Annotated in this window: 21 protein-coding genes and 1 pseudogene; 5 read left to right on the top strand and 17 right to left on the bottom strand. The window is 69.6% G+C overall.

What is annotated here, in order from left to right; genetic code table 11:
* The 6 genes and pseudogenes from LW840_RS11280 to LW840_RS11305 all read right to left on the bottom strand — a co-directional run.
* Positions 1 to 342, bottom strand: a pseudogene (locus LW840_RS11280) (twin-arginine translocation signal domain-containing protein); the annotation flags it as partial.
* 18 nt (positions 343 to 360) lie between these two features.
* On the bottom strand, positions 361 to 1,509 hold the full coding sequence (locus LW840_RS11285; protein ID WP_291276996.1) for a cystathionine gamma-lyase: 1,149 nt from the start codon (positions 1,507 to 1,509) through the stop codon (positions 361 to 363).
* Positions 1,510 to 1,523: 14 nt separating this feature from the next.
* Positions 1,524 to 1,730, bottom strand: coding sequence for a Trm112 family protein (locus LW840_RS11290; protein ID WP_291260473.1), 207 nt, complete (start codon positions 1,728 to 1,730; stop codon positions 1,524 to 1,526).
* Positions 1,731 to 1,764: 34 nt separating this feature from the next.
* Complete coding sequence (mog, locus tag LW840_RS11295; RefSeq protein WP_291260472.1) at positions 1,765 to 2,286, bottom strand: molybdopterin adenylyltransferase; 522 nt, start codon at positions 2,284 to 2,286, stop codon at positions 1,765 to 1,767.
* Between the two features lie 38 nt (positions 2,287 to 2,324).
* Entirely contained in the window at positions 2,325 to 2,882 is a 558-nt protein-coding gene (locus LW840_RS11300; protein ID WP_291273413.1) for a phosphoglycerate mutase family protein, read from the bottom strand.
* Between the two features lie 12 nt (positions 2,883 to 2,894).
* On the bottom strand, positions 2,895 to 3,749 hold the full coding sequence (locus LW840_RS11305; protein ID WP_291260470.1) for a methylated-DNA--[protein]-cysteine S-methyltransferase: 855 nt from the start codon (positions 3,747 to 3,749) through the stop codon (positions 2,895 to 2,897).
* A 101-nt stretch (positions 3,750 to 3,850) separates the two neighbouring features.
* On the opposite strand from LW840_RS11305, the gene LW840_RS11310 reads away from it, so the two are divergent.
* Entirely contained in the window at positions 3,851 to 4,936 is a 1,086-nt protein-coding gene (locus tag LW840_RS11310) for a saccharopine dehydrogenase NADP-binding domain-containing protein (protein WP_291276997.1), read from the top strand.
* A gap of 17 nt (positions 4,937 to 4,953) precedes the next feature.
* Complete coding sequence (locus LW840_RS11315) at positions 4,954 to 6,543, top strand: serine hydrolase domain-containing protein (RefSeq protein ID WP_291276998.1); 1,590 nt, start codon at positions 4,954 to 4,956, stop codon at positions 6,541 to 6,543.
* An 85-nt stretch (positions 6,544 to 6,628) separates the two neighbouring features.
* On the opposite strand, the gene LW840_RS11320 is transcribed toward LW840_RS11315, so the two are convergent.
* The 6 genes from LW840_RS11320 to LW840_RS11345 form a co-directional block, all read right to left on the bottom strand.
* Positions 6,629 to 7,909, bottom strand: coding sequence for a metal-dependent hydrolase (locus LW840_RS11320; RefSeq protein WP_291276999.1), 1,281 nt, complete (start codon positions 7,907 to 7,909; stop codon positions 6,629 to 6,631).
* A 250-nt stretch (positions 7,910 to 8,159) separates the two neighbouring features.
* On the bottom strand, positions 8,160 to 9,302 hold the full coding sequence (locus LW840_RS11325; protein ID WP_291260466.1) for an ADP-ribosylglycohydrolase family protein: 1,143 nt from the start codon (positions 9,300 to 9,302) through the stop codon (positions 8,160 to 8,162).
* A gap of 420 nt (positions 9,303 to 9,722) precedes the next feature.
* The gene (locus LW840_RS11330) at positions 9,723 to 10,760 is read right to left on the bottom strand and encodes an aldose epimerase family protein (protein WP_291277000.1); all 1,038 of its coding nucleotides are present in this window, start codon (positions 10,758 to 10,760) and stop codon (positions 9,723 to 9,725) included.
* Positions 10,761 to 10,924: 164 nt separating this feature from the next.
* Complete coding sequence (locus tag LW840_RS11335; protein WP_291277001.1) at positions 10,925 to 12,907, bottom strand: hypothetical protein; 1,983 nt, start codon at positions 12,905 to 12,907, stop codon at positions 10,925 to 10,927.
* Between the two features lie 139 nt (positions 12,908 to 13,046).
* Positions 13,047 to 13,793 carry a DUF305 domain-containing protein gene (locus LW840_RS11340; RefSeq protein WP_291277002.1) on the bottom strand — a complete coding sequence of 249 codons (747 nt, stop codon included), beginning with the start codon at positions 13,791 to 13,793 and terminating at the stop codon, positions 13,047 to 13,049.
* Between the two features lie 72 nt (positions 13,794 to 13,865).
* On the bottom strand, positions 13,866 to 14,126 hold the full coding sequence (locus LW840_RS11345; RefSeq protein WP_291260462.1) for a hypothetical protein: 261 nt from the start codon (positions 14,124 to 14,126) through the stop codon (positions 13,866 to 13,868).
* Positions 14,127 to 14,180: 54 nt separating this feature from the next.
* Here LW840_RS11345 and LW840_RS11350 point away from each other — a divergent pair, with 54 nt between their 5' ends.
* The gene (locus tag LW840_RS11350) at positions 14,181 to 14,561 is read left to right on the top strand and encodes a TIGR04076 family protein (protein ID WP_291267573.1); all 381 of its coding nucleotides are present in this window, start codon (positions 14,181 to 14,183) and stop codon (positions 14,559 to 14,561) included.
* Positions 14,558 to 15,616, top strand: a complete 1,059-nt coding sequence (locus tag LW840_RS11355) for an aldo/keto reductase (protein WP_291267572.1) — start codon at positions 14,558 to 14,560, stop codon at positions 15,614 to 15,616. The genes LW840_RS11350 and LW840_RS11355 overlap by 4 nt, the downstream gene beginning before the upstream one ends.
* Before the next feature lie 39 nt (positions 15,617 to 15,655).
* Here the strand turns inward: LW840_RS11355 and LW840_RS11360 are convergent, their stop codons facing one another.
* The 5 genes from LW840_RS11360 to glnA all read right to left on the bottom strand — a co-directional run bounded on the left by LW840_RS11360 (position 15,656) and on the right by glnA (position 21,051).
* On the bottom strand, positions 15,656 to 16,243 hold the full coding sequence (locus tag LW840_RS11360) for a hypothetical protein (RefSeq protein WP_291260459.1): 588 nt from the start codon (positions 16,241 to 16,243) through the stop codon (positions 15,656 to 15,658).
* Between the two features lie 42 nt (positions 16,244 to 16,285).
* A complete protein-coding gene (locus LW840_RS11365; RefSeq protein WP_291269731.1) occupies positions 16,286 to 17,233 on the bottom strand; it encodes a hypothetical protein in 948 nt (315 codons plus the stop codon).
* A gap of 193 nt (positions 17,234 to 17,426) precedes the next feature.
* The gene (locus tag LW840_RS11370; RefSeq protein WP_291267570.1) at positions 17,427 to 18,719 is read right to left on the bottom strand and encodes a glycosyltransferase; all 1,293 of its coding nucleotides are present in this window, start codon (positions 18,717 to 18,719) and stop codon (positions 17,427 to 17,429) included.
* Between the two features lie 46 nt (positions 18,720 to 18,765).
* Entirely contained in the window at positions 18,766 to 19,422 is a 657-nt protein-coding gene (locus LW840_RS11375) for a superoxide dismutase (RefSeq protein ID WP_343213659.1), read from the bottom strand.
* 261 nt (positions 19,423 to 19,683) lie between these two features.
* On the bottom strand, positions 19,684 to 21,051 hold the full coding sequence (gene glnA, locus LW840_RS11380; protein WP_291260456.1) for a type I glutamate--ammonia ligase: 1,368 nt from the start codon (positions 21,049 to 21,051) through the stop codon (positions 19,684 to 19,686).
* Between the two features lie 27 nt (positions 21,052 to 21,078).
* On the opposite strand from glnA, the gene LW840_RS11385 reads away from it, so the two are divergent.
* The gene (locus tag LW840_RS11385) at positions 21,079 to 21,858 is read left to right on the top strand and encodes a zinc-ribbon domain-containing protein (RefSeq protein ID WP_291260455.1); all 780 of its coding nucleotides are present in this window, start codon (positions 21,079 to 21,081) and stop codon (positions 21,856 to 21,858) included.
* The last annotated feature ends 172 nt before the right edge of the window (positions 21,859 to 22,030 follow it).

Below are 22,030 nucleotides of genomic sequence, written 5' to 3' on the forward strand. Positions count from 1 at the left end.
ACGCACACGGCCCGCCCGGCGCTCGGCGTCGCGCTCGCGCGCCATGGCCATGGCGTCGGGGTTCACCTCGATCACACTGCGCAGCCGGGGGCCTGCCGCATCGATAGCCGCAATGCGCGCGAGATACGCGGCCGTGAGCGTGCTCGACGTGAGCGTACCGGCCTGCATGCGCGCGAGCAGCCCGGCGGCCGTGGCCTCCTCGAAGGCGAAGGCGGGCGGCTGCGTGGCGGACGGGGTCGGGTCGGTGACGGCGGCGGGCGCCGCCGCGTGGACGACCTGCGGCACGAGCGCCGCCCCGGCGGCCACCGCGCCGGCGGTGTTCAGGAAATGGCGACGATCCATGGTCAACTCAGGAGGTGATCAACGAAGCGCCGCGGCCAGATCGGCGAGCAGGTCCTGCACGTCTTCCAGCCCCACGCTCAGGCGCACGAACCCTTCCGACACCACATCGCCACCCCAGCGCGCGCGGCGTTCGGCACTCGTGTGCAACCCGCCGAAGCTCGTGGCCTCGTACACCAGCTGCGATTGCGCGAAGAAGCGCGCGACGGCGTCGGCACTCTCCAGTTCGAAGCTCACGACACCGCCGAAGGCGGCCATCTGCGTGGCGGCAATGGCGTACGAGGGATCGTGCGGCAGCCCGGGATAGCGCACGCCCCGCACACGGTCGTGCGCCGCCAGGAACTGCGCCACCTGCATGGCCGATCGGCACTGCTGCATGAGCCGGACATGCAGCGTGCCCAGCGATCGGTGCGCCAGCCAGGCTTCCATGGGACCGGGAATCACTCCCATGCGCGTGCGCCACAGCCGCAGCGACTCCACGTGCTGCGGATGGCGCGCTGCCACGTGCCCCAGCACCAGGTCGGCATGCCCCGTCATGGCCTTGGTGTCGGACACCACGCAGAAGTCGGCCCCCAGGGCAAGCGGCTGCTGCAGCAGCGGGGTGGCCGTGGTGTTGTCCACGGCCACGAGTGCACCCAGGGCGTGGGCGCGCGCCGCGAGGGCGGCAATGTCGCACACGTCGAGCCCCGGGTTGGTGGGCGACTCGAGCCAAAGCAGCGACACACCACCGGGCCCCGCCTCGTCGAGAGCGCGACGCAGCCCATCGCCCGCCGTCGGCGCCATGATCACCCGTATGCCCTGCGACGCGAACCACGCGCCGTCGAACGGCTGCGACGCAATCACGCGCGTGGTGTAATAGCACTCCTGCGGCATGAGCAGCGTGCCGCCGGGCGGGACCATCGTGGCCAGCAGCGCGGCCGTGGCCGCCATGCCGCTGGGAAAGAGCAGGCACGGCCCCCCTTCGAGCGCGGCCAACGCCGCCTCGTAGTGCGTCCACGACGGGTTGTGAAAGCGGCCATAGGTGTACGGCGACTGCGTGGGGTCACCGGGCGCATGATAGGGCGCCGCGAACACCGGCCCCGGCAGATACGGCGTGCCCGCCGCCTTGGGCGGCAGCCCGGCGCGCACCACCTGCGTGGCGCCCTGCCACGCCCTGTCGTTGGCGCTCACCGCCCCCTGCTCGCTCACGAGGCCGACGGCGCCGGCGGATACACCGCCTCGTCGAGCGGCTCCGCCTCTTCGATGAGCATCACCGGAATGCCATCCTGCACCTTGTACACCAGCTTGCTCTCACGACACACCAGCACCTCCGGCGGGCCGGCGTGGTACTCCAGCGGGGCCTTGCTCTTGGGGCACACGAGAATGCGAAGGAGTTCCGGGGCGAGACTCATGTCGGCGAGGGCGGAAGAAAGGCGGGGCGTGACGTCAGGACGGACGATGATGGCGCGGCGACTCGGCGGTGAACGCCAGCCGCGGTCCGCCCAACAGTTCGATGCAGTACGGGATGGCGCCCCAGACGGCGCGCAGGCACTCCTCGATCGCCGCCGGCTTCCCCGGCAGGTTGATGATGAGGGAGCCCCCGCGGGTGCCCGCCAGTTGCCGCGACAGAATGGCGGTGGGCACCGACTTGAGGCTTTCGGCGCGCATCTGCTCGCCAAACCCCGGCAGCACCCGCTCACACACGGCCAGCGTGGCTTCGGGGGTCACATCGCGCGGTGCTGGCCCGGTGCCGCCGGTGGTCACGATGAGATGGCAACGCGCCGCGTCGGCCAGCTCGCGCAGCGTCGCCTCGATGACCGGCTGGTCGTCGGGCACCAGCGTGTAGACCTCGTGAACCGGCGTGGCCACCCACCGCGCGAACACCTCGCGAATGGCGGGCCCGGAGCGATCATCGTACACGCCCGTGGAGGCGCGGTCACTGATGGTGACAATACCGAGGGAGAGCATCGTGGCAATCTACCACCCGCGCCCGCCCTCCCGAACGGCTAGCGCGGTGTCATCCCCGCGCACTGGTCGGCCCCCAGGGTGTCGGGGGTCCCGTACATCGACTTCACCACCTGCGCCTTCCCACCCTCGCGCGCCGGGGTCACGAGGAACAGGGTGGCGTAGCTCGCGTCGCAGATGTCCGGCAGCGTGGTGCCGGCCAGCGCGTTCACGATTGCCGGAATGGTGTTGGAGTGTCCCACCACCAGCACCACCCCGCTGGCCTTCATCACCGCCGCCGCCACGTTCTTCACATGTTGGGCATCCAGCGGAATCACCGTGGGGGTCACCCCCACCCGCTGTTGCACCACCGCCGCCGTTTCCGCGGTGCGCTTGCGCGGGCTCACGACGATCGTGCCGGGGGCCGAGAGCGCGAGCGCCTTGTCCAGCGCGTGCGCCCGGGCCACCCCCGCGTCGCTCAGCGACGGGTCGTCAGCCGGAGCCGGCTGCTTTTCGCCGTGCCGCACCAGCACCACGAGCGAGGGCTGGGCGGTAATCTGGCGAGGCACAAACGCGCCAGCACAAATGCAGAAGAACGCCAGCAGAATGTTTTTTGTCATGGTCTTCCCAGGTTAGCTCCCGGCGCGCTCCCTGTCGAGCAGCGCGCGCTTGCGCTCCAGCCCCCAGCGATACCCGCCAAGTCCACCGTCGGCCCGAAGCGCACGATGACAGGGAATGAGCACCGCCAGCCGGTTCGCGCCACACGCCGTCCCCACGGCCCGCACCGCCTCCGGGTGCCCAATCCCCGCCGCCACCTCGCCGTAGCTCACCACCGAGCCGGCGGGCACGCGCAGCAGGAAACGCCACACCTTGATCTGAAACGCCGTGCCCCGCACATCGAGCGGCAGCTGCGGACAGGGGCCGTCCCCCTCCACGTGCGCGGCCAGCGCCTCCATCCACGCATCGAGCGGTTCGCGCGCCGACTCCAACGCCGCTTCGATCGTGGCGTGGGGATAGTGCGCGTGCAGCCGGGCCACCAACACGTCCCCCTCGTCACCGAACTCCACCTGGCACACGCCGCGCGCCGTGGCCGCCATGAGCAGCGCACCAAAGCCGGTGTCGCGCACCGCGTACACGATCGACTCCCCGGCGCCGCCGGCCCGATAGGACGACGGGGTCATGCCCAGCCCACCGGTCACCTGCTCGTACACGCGGCTCGATGAGCCGTAGCCGGCGGCGTACGTCGCGGCCAGCACCGCCTGTCCGGTGCGCAGCGCCTCCTTGAACTGCGACAACCGGCGCGCGGCCTGGTACTGATGAGGACTGACCCCCATCACCGCGCGAAAGGTCCGCTGCAGGTGATGCGGACTCATGTGGGCTTCCCCGGCCAGTCGCGCCAGCGGCAGCCGTTCGCTGGCGTGCGCCTCGATGAACGCGGCCAGCTGCTGGATGCGCGCCACCAGTGCGGGAGAAAAGGGCTTGCTCATCGGGATGGCTCGTCGTGATGCATGCCCGCACGAAACGGCGCGGGCCGCGGCCGCGCACTCCGAATCGTGCGGAATTGGCAGAATGTCGCATATTGCGCCGCATGCTGCTGATTTATGGCGCCAATGGGTTCACCGGCCAGCTGATTGTCGAAGAGTGCGTGCGACGCGGGCTGCGCCCCATCGTGGCAGGGCGCAACGCCACGGCCGTGCGCGCGCTGGCGGCGCACCATCAACTGGAAGCGCGCGTGGCGCCCCTCTCCCGCCGCCTCTCCCCCGATCTGCCGCGCCTGGCACCGCCGGACACGCCGCCCCCTCCGCCCAGCGACGAACTGCTCGCCATCCTCGACGGCGTGCACGTGGTGCTGCACTGTGCGGGGCCCTTCTTCCGCACCAGCGGCCCCATGGTGCAGGCCTGTCTCGACGTGGGGGCTCACTACCTCGACATCACCGGTGAAATCGCCGTCTTCGAGGCGTGCCGGCTGCAGCACACGGCGGCGCGGCAGCGTGGTATCGTCATCCTCCCCGGCGTGGGCTTCGATGTGGTCCCCACCGACTGCCTCGCCGCCCGCCTCGCCCCGCAGCTCCCCGGCGCCACCTTGCTCGAGCTGGCCTTCGCGGGCGGTGGCGGTTTCAGCCGGGGCACCCTCAAAACCATGCTCCTGGGCGGCAGAGACGGCGCCATCCGGCAGGATGGCCGCATCGTGACCGTGCCGCGCGCTTGGCGCACGCAACGCATCCCCTTTCGCGACCGGCCACGCACCGCCATCACCATTCCGTGGGGTGATGTGAGCACCGCGCAGTGGAGCACGAAGATCCCCAACGTGCACACGTACCTCGCGCTCCCGCCCGCCACCAGGCGCCTGCTGCCGCTCCTGTCGCTGCTGCAGCCGCTGCTCGCCCTTCCCGCCGTGCGCCGGTTCACCGAGCGGCAGATCGACGCCCGGGTGAGCGGCCCCTCCGCCACCGTGCGCGCCAGCGCCCGCATGCAGCTCTGGGGTCGGGTCACGCACCCCGACGGACGCACCGTCGAAGAGACCGCCACGGTCCCCGAAGGCTATCGGTTCACGGCCATCGCCGCCGCGGAGTGCGCACGGCGCGTGCTGGCGGCAGCGCCCGCGACGGGTTATCACACCCCATCCACCGCCTTCGGCGCCACCCTCCTCGACGATCTCTTGCAGATCCCCTAGTGCCGAGCTTCCGCGTGATGCCTCCCTACGCCCTGCTGGTCGCCACCGCACTCTGCCTCGGCGCCGCCGCCACGGCCACCGCCGGCGCGCAGTCCAGCGTAGCCCCACCGCCCGCCTTCGACGATCCCGACCGGCTCGGCACGCTGGCCCGCACCATCCCGGCGGTGGACAGCGTCATGCGCACGTTCATGGAGCGCACCCGCGCCCCCGGTATCGCCTACGGCATCGTTGTTGATGGCCGGCTGCTGCACGTGGCGGCGCATGGCCTGCGCGAAGTGCCGAGCGGCGCCCGCGTGGATACCAGCACCGTGTTCCGCATCGCCAGCATGACGAAAAGCTTCACCGCGCTCGCCATTCTGCAGCTGCGCGACGCGGGCCGCCTGCAGCTCGACGATCCGGCCGAGAAGTATGTCCCGGAGCTCCGGCAGCTGCGCTACGCCACCAGCGATGCGCCGCGCATCACCATTCGGCACCTGCTCACGCACGCGGCCGGCTTTCCCGAGGACAATCCCTGGGGCGATCAGCAGCTCGACGCCACTGAGGCCGGCCTCTCGCGTCTCATGCGCGCCGGCATTCCGTTCGCGAACGTGTCGGGCGTGGCCTACGAGTACAGCAACTTCGGCTTCGCCATTCTCGGGCGCATTGTCGTGAACGTGAGCGGCGTGCCGTACGCCCGGTACATCAAGGACCGGGTGCTGCGTCCCCTCGGCATGACCAGCACGACCATGGAAGCGCGTGAGGTGCCCGCCGCGCGACTGGCGCACGGCTATCGTCTGCAGGATGGCCAGTGGCTCGAGGAGCCGCCGCTCCCCGACGGCTCCTTCGGTGCCATGGGCGGCATGCTCACCAGCAGCGCCGATCTGTCGCGCTGGGTGGGGCTCATGTTGAGCGCGTGGCCGGCACGCGACGGAGCCGAATCGCCGGTGCTCAAGCGCTCGTCGCTACGCGAGATGCAGCAGCTCTGGCGCTACGCCGGCGCCACGGCGTCCCGCACGGCCGGCGGCGCCCTGTCGCTCAATGCCGGCGGCTATGCCTACGGCTTGCGCGTGTCGCAGAACTGCGAGTTCGCACACATCGTGGCGCACAGCGGTGGCTTGCCTGGCTTCGGCTCACAGATGCGCTGGCTCCCCGAGTACGGCGTGGGCATCATTGCGCTGGGCAACCTCACCTACACCGGCTGGAACACGCCCGTCGACGAAGCCTTTGCGGCGCTCAAGCGCAGCGGGGGGCTCGTGCCGCGTACCGTGCGCCCGGCACCGGTGCTCAGCGCGATGCGCGAGCAGGTCACGCGGCTCGTCACCACCGGCTGGCGTGCGCCGCTGGCCGACAGCATCGCGGCCATGAACCTGTACCGCGACGAAAGCCAATCACGGCGCGCGGCCGACCTGGCGCGCCAGGTCAGTGCGGCCGGCGGCAACTGCCGCCCCGACGGCGAGATGTGGGTGGAGAATGCGTTGCGCGGCGAGTGGAAGCTGGCGTGCGCCAGCGGCAATCTCCGCGTACGCATTACCCTGGCCCCCACCACTCCGGCTCGCGTGCAGTATCTCGCGGTCACGCCGCTACGCCCCGGCGAGCAGATCGGCCCCGCCCCCACCTGTCGTCCCTGAACGGCGGGTTCCCCGCGAACATCGGCGGCGGGGCGGGCACCTGACAGGAAGTGAGCCGGAAACCCGGAGCACCACACGCCCCGGCCTACGGCAACAGCTCCGCGCGCGGCGGCGTCCAGCCGGGAATCCACGGATCACGCAGGGTGCAGGCGCCAGTGGTGGGGATTTCGATTTCGCTGAAGCCCCCGCCGGTGACCCCGAAGCGGGCATCGCTCAACCGCAGGCGACCGTTCCCCAGCGATTGCCACACGGGCGCGCGCATGAAATGCAGCGCCGCCTCCACCTCGCACCGGGAGTGCACGAGCGACACCAGCGAATCCACCGGCGTGCTCCACGATGATCGCCACTGCACACGGGCACTTGCCGCGAACACCGGAGCGGCCTGCGCGCGCAGTCCCGTGAGCACATCGCCACCCACACGCCCGGCCTGGTAGCCCGAGGTGCAGCGGGCGAGCGAACGCCCCGCGGGGAACGGGGCCACGAAGGCGGAACTCACCGTGTACACATCCTGCCGACGACTCATCACCAGTGCTGTCCAGCACCCCCAATCACCAGGACCGGGGGTGAGGACCACATCGAGCACGAGCGCTTCGTCACGGGGCCCTGCGCCGCTGCCCGCCACGGCGTCGCGCACGCTCGCCTCCGCGGTGCGCGATGCCGCAAAGAACCCCACCGTGATTGCCGTCCACGCCGCCATGCCGCTCAGCGTGCGCGTTGGCGCCCCCAGTGTCCACTGCGCCAGCGGCCACAGTACCGCGAACACCAGCAGCACGACCACCACGTCGGCCGCCACCTGCCCCAGCAGCAGCACCGCCGCGAGGATGGCGACGAAGAAGAACCCCAGCAGCGAGCGGCCGAACGCACCCGGGCGGTTCCAGTAGAGCGGCGGAATGGCCACCAGCCACAGCCACGGCTCCACGATGAACACCGCATCGCCGTAGTACCAGCGGCCGTTGAGCGGCCAGAAGGGATGCACGCCGTAGCTGTTCGTCCAGTCGAGCAGGATGTGCGACAACGTGCCCATGAGCGCCACCAGCAGCAGCACGCGTGGCAGCCGTGCGGGCATCGGCGCCCCATCACGCCCGGCGTACCACCTGGCCACCAGCCACAACAGCAGGGCGCTCACCACGGCCCACACCAGCGTGTGGGTATGCCCGCGATGGTGCAGCAGATACCCCAGCGGCCCCATGTCCAGCAACGGGCCGGAGTAGACGAGATCGCTGTCCGGAAACTCGGCCGCGACCACGCCCAACACGCTCAGGGTGCGCCGCTGCCGAGGAGTGACGGTGACCCCGCGTCGCTCCAACCAGTGCGCCGCCGCATCGGCGACCAGCAGTCCTGCGAGTCCATGCGTAACGTTGTCCACCCCTGCAAATGCAGAGGTTCCCCCGCCGCTGTCAACTGCTCCCCGGCATGCTCACGTGCTCGAGGGCGAGCACATGGGCGGCCCCCACCCTCTGCCTTCACGGCCATGCCCCGCATGATCTTCCCCAACCTGTGCGTCGGCGAGCTTCAACGATCTCGACGGCCACCATTGGGAGCCGTTCTACATGGATCCGGCGCACGTGCAGGCCTGACGGCGGCGTTCCGTGCGGTTCCGTGACTTGCCGTGTGCGTCACAGCGGCGGGTACCGCCGCTTCCACTCCGGACCGGGCACATGCTCGGTTGCCAGATCCTCGGCCATGGCCACGATGACGTCACGCAGCTCCAGCTGCTCGAGCCACCGCGGCGGAATGACGGACAGGCCATGCATGGTGCCCAGGATCTGCCCGGTGAGCGCACCAATCACGACGCTGTTGCCGGAGTGATTCACCGCCAGCGTGACCGCCTTCTCGAAGCTGTCCTGGGTGGGCTCGGGGTGACAGAGCGCACAGTAGAGCGCCACGGCCAGCGCATCGTGGGCCAGCTTGCCATCCCCCACCTGCTCGAGCTCGAACCATCCCGGGTCGATGCCGGCAAAGCGGACCTGGTTGGCACGCTCGATGGCGTCCCGAATGGTCAGTGTGGGTTCACGCTGCCCCGCTATGTACAGCCCGCGACTGATGGCCGCCTCCACCGCCACCTGAATGGTGGTGCCATACATGAGCTGCGAGATGATCACCGCCATGTAACCACCAGCCACCAGCGCGTGCGGATTGCCGTGCGTGATGCCGGTGATCTCCGACGCCAGTCGGAACGGGTCGTCCTGCGGAAACATGCCCGCCGGGGCACAGCGCACCATCGCGCCCGCTCCCGCCGAGTCGGTGATCGCCTCTTCCGGCGTACCCAGCCCCGGGCGCTTGAGGGCGATCATGGTGACCTTGTCGGGTTGCCGCTCCACCCACAACGCCGGAATGTCCAGCAGCCAGCCGCGCGCGCTGTCGAGATGATCGGGGAGCGGCCCGATGTGGCGCTGCGTCATGAGCCATCGCCGCATCGCGTTGCGCAGGATGGTGGGCGGATAGTAGGTGCGATACCCGTGCGACATGACCCGCACGCGCAACAACGCTTCGGCGGTGAAGAGCATGAGCTGGGTGTCGTCGGTGATCGCCCCCAGCGTGCCGTGCAGCGGCACGAAATCACGCAGGCCGCGTGGACCGAACAGGGCCACGATATCCTTGCTGTTGCGGAACTCCAGCGGCGCCCCCAGCGCATCGGCCACAGCGCCCCCCAGCAGACACCCCAGCACACGGTCACGCCGATCGGTTTCCGACGCGCGCGTCTCCAGCGAGCGGCGCGGTCCGTACACCATGTGCGGCACATGGTCATGCAAGCCCATACACAACGTCCCGACGGTCAGGTCAATGAGCGCCACCGGCGCCCGTCACCGACTCTCGGGACAGGCGCGGCAGGCGTACACGCCCAGTATGCGACCGTCGTCAATAGTGAGAGGGCGCGATTTGTCACATGATCCACGCGCCACGTCCCGAAAACGGCAATTCGTGTCCCCGGAGATGACGTTTCGCTGACGCACCGCGCGCATTTCCCCCGGACGACGACGAACCGTGCGGTCAACTCGGCCTCAGGCCGCACGATGTCGCGAAAGCGAGATGACGAGGCGCTGACGCGGCCGCCGGGGTATCCACCCCGGAACCGGAATACCAAAGGGGTGGAACCCGGGGGTGGCGCTGGAGTATCACCACGCCAGAGAGAGGGGCAGGGCCACAGCAGCCGTGGACGGACTCGGAGGGGGGTCCATTCACGGCTGTTGTGTATCCACCCCGAACGCGTACTCGGTGCGCGACGTGCGCCGCTCGCCGGGGCGCAGAATGGTCGAGGGAAACGCCGGCTGGTTGGGCGAGTCGGGAAAATGCTGCGCTTCAAGACAGAAACCGCTGTGCCGCGCGTACACGGCCCCACCCTTTCCGGTGATGCGGCCGTCGAGGAAGTTGCCCACGTAGAACTGCACCCCAGGTTCGGTGGTGGACATGGCCAGCGTGCGTCCGGTGGCGGGCTCCCGCACCTGCGCGGCGAACCGCACCCCGGCGGCATCGCCCGGCCCGGCCAGCACGAAGTTGTGGTCGTAGCCGCTGCCGTGGCGCAACTGCTCGTGGGCCGCATCTATGCGGGCGCCAATCGGCTGCGGCGTGCGGAAGTCGAACGGCGTGCCGGCCACTGGCTGCAGCACGCCGGTGGGAATGAGCGTGGCGTCCACGGGCGTGAAGGCGTCGGCGACCAGCTGCAGCTCGTGCTGCAGCACCGGCTCCGCCCCGTGGCCCCGCAAGTTCCAGTACGTATGCTGCGTGAGATTCACCGGCGTGGCCCGATCGGTCGTGGCCTCGTAGTCGATCACCCAGCGGTTGTCGGCCGTGAGCGTGTAGGTCACGGTTGCCGTGAGCGTGCCGGGATATCCCTCGTCACCGTCGCGACTCACGTGGCGGAGCACGAGACTGCGGTCGGTGGCGTCGAGGACCTGCCAGCGCACCTTGTCGAAGCCGGTGAGGCCGCCGTGCAGCGCGTGCGGGCCGTTGTTCGCGGCGAGCGTGTGCGTCGTGCCGTCGAGCGTGAAGCGTCCCGTGGCAATCCGGTTGCCATAGCGGCCGATCAGCGCGCCGAAGTACGGCGACCGATGCAGGTAGCCCTCGAGATCATCGAAGCCCAGCACCACATCCTGGCGGATGCCCTGCCGGTCGGGCGTCTCGAGCGACTGCACGATGCCGCCGTAGTCGAGCACCCGCATGGTCACGTCGCCGTTGGCGAGCGTGAACCGGTGCACCGTGTCGCCGGTGGGCAGCACGCCGAAGGGGGTGCCTCCGTGGCGGGCCGTCGCTGCCGGGGTTGCCGCTGTGCGGGTCACCGCCGCTCCTTGTGAGGTGGGAAAACAACGCGGCGCGCCTCCCCGAGGAGAGGCGCGCCGCCACAGCCGCGATCAGACGGCATCAGCCACGATCGCGTGACGCCTTACATCGCCGGCGCGCGCAGGTCCTGCAGCGCCTTCTTCAGCAGGTCGGTCTTCTTGCCATCGCAGCCGCGTGCCCCTTCCGCCGCCGACACCGCCGCGTCGAGTGCACTGTTGCGCGCCGCGCCGGTGGCCTTCTCGGCCGCCGCGATCTGCGTACGCAGCGCGCTCACCGCGCCCGCCGCACACCCCTTGCGCTCCAGCTGGTCGGTGAACGCCTTGGCCAGCGGGAAGCTGGGCGGCCAGGAGATCTTCGGCTGCCCCTGCGCGTTCAGCTCACTCCACTTCACCGTGTTGGCCGCATCGATTTCGTTCTGCGAGATGTGCTCGCTGGGCACGAGCTGCGCCACGTCCAGACCGCGCGCAATCTCCGAGCTCACGATGTTGCCGTTGTACCAGTACACCGACCACGAGCCGCCCATCACCATGCGCGAACCATCCACCGGACCGCGGTCGAAGCTCGCAATCTCCTTCGGGTTCTGCGTGTCCGTCCAGTCGAACACCGAGATGCCGCCCTGATACCAGGCCTGCACCATGATGTCACGGCCGGGGATCGGGATGAGCGACCCGTTGTGCGCCACGCAGTTCTCGTTCGAGCTCTGGTACGTGGGAATCTTGTAGTAGCTGCGGAACTTGAGCTGCTTCTTGCCGGTCTGCGGGTTGGGCACGATGTCGAAGATCGCGTTCGCACCCCACTCCGGCTTGTCGCCGGCCCGGCACTTGGGCGCGCCACCGCCGCCCCACTCGTCGCTGAAGAGCATCGCGGTGCCGTCGTTGTTGAACGTGGCCGAGTGCCAGTAGGCGAAGTTCGAGTCGGCCGCGGCGTCGAGGCGAACCGGGTTCACCGGATCGCTGATGTCCATCAGAATGCCGTGCCCTTCGCACGCGCCACCCGCCAGGCCGAGCGCCGGGTACACCGTGATGTCGTGGCACTGCGAGCGCTCGCTCACCTCACCGCTGTTGGTGTTGCCGCCGGCCGGGTTGGCGAAGATGCGGTTCATGGCCTGCTGCACCAGCGGGCGCGCCGCGGCGCTGTCGGCGCCGTTCGGCGTGCTGGCGCCGCGCGCCCTGGCCAGACTGTCGAGCAGCGGACGCACGATCTGCCCCGGCGCCATGATGTCCGCGCCGCTCTGCGGGTTCTTCGCAATGAAGGCCCCGGCCGCGCGGGCCGCCGCCAGCTGCTGCGTTGCCGCTGCCTTGTCGGCATCGGACAACCCGTGACGCGGCGGCTCCTTGAGCCCCGCAAAGATGTTCGCACGCCCCACGACCGCCGCCTTGGCGGGATCGGCGAGCGGCACCTTGATGATTTCGATGCGCAGGCGCGACGAGTTGGGATCGTTCGCCGACACATCCCCTGCGCAGCCGGCCAGCTCGCTGCTCGGCCGAATGCCCGACGAACCGGAGACGTAGATGTAGACGTTCTCGCGATCCTTCGGGTCTTCCAGCACCGTGTGCGTGTGCGAGCCGCGGCACGTCTGCACATTGGCCACGAGCTTGGGCTCGCGGATGTTGCTGATGTCGAAGACGCGCACCCCGCGCATGCGCTCCTTGCTCACCGCCTCGCGCACACCGCCCGGCTTGCAGTCGATGCGGCCGTTCTGCGCCTCGGCGGACATGAACATGAGGTTCTTGTACACCGAGACGTCGTTCTGCGAGGCAGGGCACTCGTAGGCCACCACGAGCTTCGGGCTCGACGGGTTGCTGATGTCCCACACCACCGGGCCGTTGTAGTTGCCCTGAATGGCGTAGTTGCCCGTGAAGGCGAGGTCGGAGTTGGTGATCCCCAGGAACCCGTTGGGCGACACCGCCTTGCCCACGACCTTCATGTTCGAGGTGAACTCACCGGCGTCGAACAGACCGGACTTGAGGTCGTTGCGCGGGTCCATCGCCGGATTCGCCGCGGTCTGCGGCTTCTTGGCTGGCGCGCAGGCCGCGAGGGCCACGGCGGCGCCCGCGAGCATGATGCGTGTGGTGGAGAAGTTCATGCGTTGCGTGAGGAAGGGGGGAAGGTGGGAGTGAAGAGGGTCGGATGCCGGGAACGTCGCGCCTCCCGTCTGCCGTCTGTGGTTCCTGCCGTCTGCCGTCTGCTGTTGCGTTACCGCGTCCCGCGGCGCACACCCACGCTCACGCCGGTGGTACCCACCCGCGCTCCAGCATCATGGTGTACATGCGCTTGATCTCGGTGCTCTGGTCCACTTCCACGTCGTTGGCGAACTTGAAGATCGTTTCGTCCTGGCCAGCGCCATCGCTCGTGAAAAGCGTCTTCACCATCGTCACCGCGCCGCGATGATGGAGGATCATGAAGGTGAGGAAGAGGCGGTCAAACTCCGCACCACGCGCCGCGTCGAGCTCCTTGAGCTGGGCATCGCTCAACATGCCCGGCATCATCATGCCACCCATCCCGGACATGTCATGGCCGGCGTGCATGGCGTGCATATCATGGCCCCCGGCGGCGGCACCGGCGGCCGCCGGCATCGTCACCGCGCCGGTGGAATCCACCGTGGGCACCGGCTGCAACCGATCCTTGAGCCACGTCTGCATGAGGTGGATCTCGTCGGTCTGCGCGTTGATGATGCGCGCCGTGAGGCGCTGCACCGCCGCGTCGGCGCCGTGCGAGACGGCCCACCGCGAGATCACGATGGCCTGGGCATGATGGTGAATCATCCCCGTCATGAAGTCGATATCGGCCTTCGTGTACGGGTAGCGGAGACTGTCGGCGCGCGCCCGGGCAATGGCGCCGGCGTCGCCCGGCTGGAAACGCAGGTCGCGCCCCGCGCCGGCCGTGGCGCTGGCACAACCGCTCAGGAGGGTGCCGCCGAGCACCAGCGCCAACAGCAGCGGCGACGAGGAGGGGAATCGGGTGGGTGTCATAACGGAATGGGTGTGTCGACCGGCCATGTGATTCAACGCAGTGGCCACCGGGAACGCTAGCGGGCAGGCCGCTCAGCGCGCCGGACGTTTCGCCCTGCGGTCGCGCTCGCTTCCGCACGTAATGGCCTTCGAGAAGCGCGCCCGCGGCTTGAGGATATACCCGTCTGCCAACTGCGTGTCCCCGGGGGTCCGGGCCGCCGCGTACCGGGCCACGCACGGCTCCCAGAGGGCATCGTCCATGGCGTCGGTCACCGGCCGCGGCACGCCCCGCACCAGCCACCAGGCGGTGACCAGGCAGATTGCCAACAATAGGAACGCGAATGGGCGCGGCATGGCTACAACTCTCTCCCCCTCGCCCCGCCGGAGCAACCGCCATATCCTGCCGCTATGACTGATTCGCCAGTGCCCCCCGATCCGGTGGCGGCCGCCCCCGATGCCTTCACGCTCTTCGACCTGCGCGTGGAGGTGATTGCCACCGACCGTCCCATGGTGTGCAACCACCGGGCGGGCGATTTCTTCACGCTGCGCGGCGAGAATCTGGAGTTCCCGCCAGGGCAGACGTTCCCGCTCTATCCGCTCGCGGCGCTGCTGCCGCTGCTCCCCGCCAAACAGCGCCCCACCCACCCCAACGACTGGATGACCACCGACGCCGACATCGCGTGCCCTGATCCGCACTGCGGGGGGCGCTTTCGCATCTCGCGCATCGGGACGAGCACCTTCCGCCACGCCGACGTCACACTGGTCCCGCTGCCGAGTCCTCAGCCGTGAGCGTCGTGCCCCAGCAGCTGCTGGCACCCGGGTACGCCATCCCGCGGCTCATCAAGGGCGGGTGGCAGCTCGCCGGCGGGCACGGGCCGGTGGACCGCCGGAGTGCCATCGCCGACATGATGGCCTTTGCCGAAGCGGGCATCACGGCCTTCGATTGTGCCGACATCTACACCGGCGTGGAGGAGCTCATTGGCGAGTTCCTGCGCGCGTGGCGGGAGCGGCATGGCCCCAACGCCCCGCCCGTGCGCGTGCACACCAAGTGCGTGCCCGATCGCGACCTGCTGCCGGTGCTCACCTTCGCGCACATCGAGGCGCTCATTGATCGGTCGCTGCGGCGGCTCGGCGTGGACACGCTCGACCTCGTGCAGTTCCACTGGTGGGATTACGCGGCGCCGCGCTGGCTGGAGGCGGCGGGGCACCTGGCCACCCTGCAGCGAGCCGGCAAGATCCGGCATATCGGCCTCACCAACTTCGATACGGCGCATGTGCAGGCCATCGTCGAGTCGGGCGTACCGGTGGTGTCGCATCAGGTCCAGGCCTCGCTGCTCGACCGGCGCGCCTTGCGCGACATGGCCGCCTACTGCCGCGCCCATCAGATCGGACTGCTGGCCTACGGCGCGCTGGCGGGCGGGTTCTTTCACGAGCGCTGGCACGGGGTACCGGCACCGGCCGAACCGCTCGAGAATCGTTCGCTGGTGAAGTACCGGCTCATCATCGAGGAGTTCGGCGGCTGGCACGCCTTTCAGCAGCTGCTCGATTGCCTTACCGAGGTGGCGGTGGCGCACGACACCACCGTGGGCGCCGTGGCCATGCGCATGATGCTCGACGAACCGGATATCACCGCTGTCATCGTGGGCGCACGGCACGCCGCGCATTTGGCGTCCACCTGCGCCGCGCTCGCGCTCACGCTGAACGACGACCAGCGCCGTGCCATTCTGGCGCTCGTGCACGCCGCGCCCGGCCCCGGCGGCGATGTGTACACCCTCGAGCGCGATCCGACCGGCCCGCACGCCGGCATCATGCGCTACAACCTCAACACCGCCAGCGCCCCGTAGGCACGCCGCGAGCGGGCGGGGCACCGTACGCCGGCGCGGCTACCGCTCGCCCCGATCCACGCGCTCCTGACGCTCACGCGCCAAGGCCCAGTCCACGGTGGGCGCCACGTGATGGTCGGCAAGCGCCAGCGACGCCAGGGCGCGTTCGACAACGGGCGCGCCCAGCTCCGGCGGCAGACGGCGCCCGAACGACAGCTCGGCGCGGCGGCACAGGCGCTCCTCGCGCGCCATGTCGTCGGCCGCCGGTACGCCACGCCCGACCCGCGCCCGGAACGCGTGCACCCGCGCATGCACCCCCTCGTGCAGGATGCTCGATGCCACCGGCGCCGCACTGATGTCGCGGCGCGCCAGAAACGTGAGTTCGGTGAGGATGACCCGCTCGCCGGGCAGAAAGGCACCGCGGGTAGGGAATCGCTCCACCCGAATGGCACGCACATCACGCTGCATGTGCCGCAGGCGCTCCGGCGCGTACGTGGCCACCAGGGCCAGCGATTCGGCCAGTCGCTCGAGGACCGCCTCGTCGGCGATCGCGGGGTGCGTGTTGCGCAACGCGACCGGGATGCCGTGCAGCCGAAGCGGGGCGGCCGGCGCGCTGCCGCCCAGGAGACGCGATAACCACGAGGCCATGCGGAGAATATAGCCCGGAAAGCGCGGGCACCGACCCGCGCGTCAGGGCCGGGCGCTGGTCACCCAGGCCGTGTACCAGAGGTCGCGCAGCATCGTGGCCCCCGCCGCCATGCGCGACACGGCAAAGGCCTTCTGCTCCGGGGTGGCCGACTCCTCGCGGAACGGCGTGGCCGTGTCCAGCGCATAGAGCGAATCCACGTACTGATGGGTGCGCTGCAGATACGTCACGACCGCACCGCGCACATCGGCAAACACCTGTGGCGCCGCGGTGGCCGCAGCGCGCAGGTCGGCTTCCTTCACGTGCGCCTGCACGAACTGCGATTCGAAGCGGCCGTGAAACCGCGTGTCGGTGGTGTAGCCCTTGGGGTTCTCGCCCACCCAGCCGTTGAAGTGCTTCGTGGTGTGATGCGGATTGGACCCGTCGGCCACGAAGTGCCCCAGGATGCCGGCGTCATCGATGATGCGCTGCTCGATCCACGCGCGCACGGTGCTGTCGGGAGCCACGCGCCACAGACGGAACGCCGTGCGCAGGCGCGAGAGGTACTCGAGCATCGTGAAGGGCAGCACCCCCATGACCTGCGGCGACACCCCGTAGCCACGCAGCGAATCGGCAAACGCCCACCGGTCGCGCGCCGCCAGCGCGCGCGACAACTGCTCGCTGGTCACCAGATCGCTGTCAATGAAATGCTCCGGCGAAGAGCCTCCGTCGAGCGCCGGGTCGAGCTGGCGTTCCGCGCGATTCTTCCAGCGGTCGGGCTCCGGGTTGAGATACGCCAATCGTGGCGCCGCCTCGCGAAAGAATGCCGGCATGTCGGCGGGCATGGTCGTGGCCGCCACCAGGCCAATGAGCCGATGGCCATGATCACCCCACGCATTGAGGGGGCGCGGAACGAGCACGGACGCGAACGCGACCAGCGCCAAGGCCGACAGGAGGCGCGCCACCGCGTGGCGATGTGCACCACGCGCAGGGCGGCGAACAGAGCGAGACATGATGAATCCCGGTAACGGAACACCCGCAGGCAGGTACGGCCACGGCGCAACGCCCGGTGGCACCGCGGTACCCGACCGCGCGGAAGATATCCCATGGCCATACACCGCACCGCGGCATCGGTGGGCGGGCTCACCCACGACGTCTACCCCCAGGCGGCCGGCCCGCGCCGGCACCTCCACCTCGGCGGGACCTTCACGACCTGGGCGCTGGAACGGCGCCCCGCGTGAGCACGCGGTCGATGACATCGCACGCGGTACCCACCCCGTCTTCGCGCTGCACCACCGCAGCCAGCGCCTGCGCGCGCTCCCGATACGACGGCATATCGAGGAGCGCGCGCAGCTCCGTGGCCACCCGCCACCCGCGATAGCGCGGCGGGTACACGGTGCGCGCCACGCCCAAGCGGGTGAGGCGCCAGGCGTTGTCGGGCTGATCGTTGGCGTGGGGCACCGCCAGCTGCGGCACCGCCGAGGCGAGCGCGGTCCCCAGCGTCCCCATGCCGCACGGATGCACCACGGCTGCGGCACGGGGAAAGAGCTGCGAATGCGGCGCCGCATCCACCACGAGCGCCCGGTCGGTGGCCAGGCGCGCCACCCGTGGCAGCTCCTTGCGCCCCACCAGCAGCACCCCGCGCCGGCCCAACCGCTGCAGGGCATCGAGACTCTCTTCCCAGAAGCGTCCCGCCATCTCCACCGCCGAGCTGCCCAGGGTGAACACCAGCGGCGGATCACCGGCGTGCAGGAACGCCTCGAGCTCCGGTGAAAGCGCATCGCCGTGCGGGGCGTCGTAGCGCAGCTGCCCCGTGATGGTGACCTGCGCCGGATAGTCGGGGTACGGCCCCCCGAACACGCCGGAATACAGCGCCAGCACCGCGTACGGCGAATGCTGCCCCTCGAACAGCGGGTCCTTGCATCGCGGCAACCCCAGCGACGCGCGGAATTGTTGCACCGGCTCCATCCACCGCGCCGCCACCTGGCGACCGCCGCCGGCAATCCAGTCGGCGTAGCGCAGATGCACCGCATACGGCACGTGACGCAGCCACGGTGCCATGGGGGGCAGAATGGGGTCGTACGCCGACATGAAGTTGAGCGGCGAGAGCACCGTGCTCACCCACGGCAGGCGCTGCTGCGCCATGACGATGGGCGCCGCCAGGGCGCCGGGGTGCGTGACCACGAGATCGGCCCCCTGCACCGCCGCCGTGAGCCGCTCGTGCGCCTCGCCCAGCGCCGGAATGAGCACCTCGCGAAAGATCGATTCGGCGCCGCGATAGGGATGCAAACACTTGCGCACCATGTCCGGATCGAGCGCCGGGTCGGCGTCGGGGGCCCCCGGCGCGAATGCCAACCCCGCCTGGCGAATGACCGGCTCGTAGTACGGCGGCATGCACAGCACCGGCTCGTGCCCCCGCGCGCGCAGCCCGAGACCGAGCGCCAGGTAGGGATTCACATCGCCGAACGAACCCCAGGTGGTGATGACGATTCGAGCCATGCCGATCAACGAGTGACGCCCAGCCTGGTTCCGATCGCCTACGCGATTACCCCACCTGCGCGCCCGCCACGTCCCAGTTGATGCGGGCCAGCAGTGCGTCCACGTAGTCGGCGCGGCGGTTCTGGTACTTGAGGTAGTACGCGTGCTCCCACACGTCGATCCCCACGATGGGCAGCTCCCCCTCGAGCAGCGGTGAGTCCTGGTTGGGGAGTCCGCGCACCGCCAGACGATTCGTGGCCGTCTTCACCAGCCACGCCCAGCCGCTGCCGAACTGCCCCACGGCTGCGGTCTTCATGGCCGCCTTGAGTGCCGCCACCGACTCGAAGTCGCGCGTGATCATCTCCGCCAGCCGACCGGTGGGCGCCGCGGCGCTGGCCGCCCCCGGCGCCAGCAGATTCCAGAACAGCGCGTGATTGGCGTGCCCGCCCCCGTTGTTGCGAATGGCCGTCTGCACCGGCGCCGGCCAGCGCCGCAGCCCCATGAGCAGTTCGCCCAACGTGTACTGGTGCAGCGCACTCTGCGACGCGAGGGCGGTGTTGAGATTCGTCACGTAGGCGGCATGATGCCGGTCATGATGAATGCCCATGGTCTGCGCATCCACCGCCGGTTCCACCGCGTTGGCGGCATACGGCAATGGGGGCAGCGTGAAGGGGTACCTCTGGTTGAGCACCGCGTCGGGCGCGACCAGCACGCCGCTCGCCATGCCCGGCGCATTCGCCGCCGACGCGATCGCGCTCGGCAAGGCGCCACTCACGGCCACGCCCGCTACCACCCCGGCGCTCTGCTGCAGAAAACCACGACGGTCCATCACGACCTCTTGGGCTCACAAGTTGTGCGCGCACGCGCGATTCGCAGCCAAACTAGCCGGTGTGCGCAGTGGCTGCTCACTGCCCCACTGGAGTGACTGCCGTCTGCCGTCTGCTGGTCACCCATTCCGCAGCACGAACCTCACCCGCCACCTCACTCAGTACCGCGCCAGGTACCGGTCCAGCTCCCACTCCGACACGCGCTGGTTGTACTCGTTCCACTCCGCCCGCTTGGCGGCGAGGAACTGCTGCGTAATGTGCTCACCCAGTGCGGCGCAGATCACATCGTCCTTCTCCAGCTCATCGCACGCCTCGGCCAGCGACGTGGGCAGGTCGTCGATGCGCAGGCGCCGGCGCTCGCGGAAGCTCAGCTCCCAGATGTTCGTGTTCACCGGTTCGCGCCAGTCGGCGTTCGTGGCCAGCCCGTCCAGGCCGGCCGCCAGCATGACCGTGAGGGCGAGATACGGGTTGGCCGCGGGGTCGGGGGTGCGCAGCTCGAGCCGCGTCCCCGCGCCGCGACGCTCCGGCACGCGAATCATGGGCGACCGGTTGCGCATGCTCCACGCCACGTTCACCGGCGCCTCGAACCCCGGCACCAGCCGCTTGTAGCTGTTCACCAGCGGGTTCGTCACCGCCGTCATGCCGCGGGCATGCCGCAGCAGCCCGCCAATGTAGTGCAGCGCCGTGAGGCTCAAGGCCCATTCGCGCGACGGGTCCCAGAAGCTGTTCTGCTGCTGGCGGAAGAGGCTCTGGTGCGTATGCATGCCGCTCCCGTTCTGCCCGAACACCGGTTTGGGCATGAAGCTGGCAATCAGCCCGAACTGACGCGCCACCTGCTTCACCACGAAGCGGAAGGTCGCGATGTTGTCGGCGGTGCGCAGCGCGTCGGCGTAGCGGAAATCGATCTCGTGCTGCCCGTGGGCCACTTCGTGGTGCGACGCTTCCACCTCGAACCCCATCTGTTCGAGCGCATCCACGATCGCGCGGCGCGCGTCTTCGCCAAGGTCCATGGGCGCGAGGTCGAAGTAGCCCCCCACGTCGTGCGTGTCGGTGGCGGGCCGGCCGTCGGCCATGGGCTTGAAGAGGAAGAATTCCGCCTCCATCCCCGCGTTCATCACGTACCCCTGCTCCGCCGCCGTGGCGAGCTGGCGCTTGAGCGCGCCGCGCGGATCTCCCGCGAACGGCGTGCCATCGGGCATGGTGATGTCGCAGATCAGCCGCCCCACGCGCGCCGCCGGATCGCCCCACGGGAAGATCTGGAAGGTGGACAGATCCGGGGCGAGCAGCATGTCCGACTCTTCCACCCGTACGAAACCGGCGATGGATGAGCCGTCGAACATGATGTCCCCCTGCAGCGCCTTTCTGAACTGCGAGCTCGGAATCTCGACATTCTTGATGACGCCCAGAATGTCGGTGAACTGCAGGCGGAGGAATCGCACCTGCTGCGCTTCCGCGAGCTCGAGAATGTCCGCAGCAGTCGCACCCGACAAACTGCCGGGAACGAGGGAACGGCTTGGCGTGGGCATGCCGTATAGTAGTAGCTTTCGGAACTCATGACTTCTTCGAACGCTTCCGCCGGCGCGGGGTTCTGCGCCGCCTGCGGCGCTGCCCTGTCGGCCGGCGCCCGCTTCTGCCATCGGTGTGGAACCCCCATGGGCCAGGGGCTCCCGGCCATGCGCCCGGTGCCCGCCTCCGGTACGGCCGCCGTGCTCCCGTGGGGCGTGGCCTTCGTGGCGATGCTGGCGCTCATTGCCATGGTGGCGGGGCGCAACTTCGGCGCCGCCAAGGGCTCCGGCATCGATGGCTCGGCCAACTCGCTCCCGACCTCCGAGATCGATGGCCCTGCGGCCGGAGCCCCGGCCGGCGGCGCCCCGTTTGCCGGTGGCGCCGGTGGCGCGCCGCCCGACATCACCAACATGTCGCCCAGCGACCGGGCCAATCGGCTGTACAGCCGTATCATGACGTACGCCGAGGCGGGCGCCGTCGACTCGGTGGCCTTCTTCTCGCCCATGGCGCTGGCGTCGCATGAGATGCTCGAGAGCCCCACGGCCGACGAGCGCTATCATTTCGGGCGCATTGGCGAGGTGGCCAACAACCCCGAGATCGCCAAGGCGCAGGCCGATACCATTTTGCAGGGGCAGGCCGATCATCTGCTGGGGCTCGTGCTCGCCGCCCGCGCTGCGCGCATGCGCAACGACGAAAGCGCCGCCCGCGCCTTCGACCAGCGGCTGCTGAAGGCCCTGGCGTCGCAGCTCGCCACGCAGAACGAGGAGTACGTGCAGCACCGCGCCGAGATCGACCGCGCCGTGGCCGAGGCGCAGCAGAAGAAGTAGACCGCCCCACGCGATACCACAGCCGGGATGGCCGCGCGACGTTGCCGGCCCCCCTGGCAAAGGGGCGCGCGCCACGGGTAATCCGGCTGGTCTGTAGAGCGCAGGCACCAACGTGGAGCCACGCAGCCCCCGGTCGGCAGGCCACCCCCCGGCCCCGACCCCGACCCCGACC

Source organism: Gemmatimonas sp. (genome assembly GCF_021298855.1).
Classification (GTDB): Bacteria; Gemmatimonadota; Gemmatimonadetes; order Gemmatimonadales; family Gemmatimonadaceae; genus Gemmatimonas.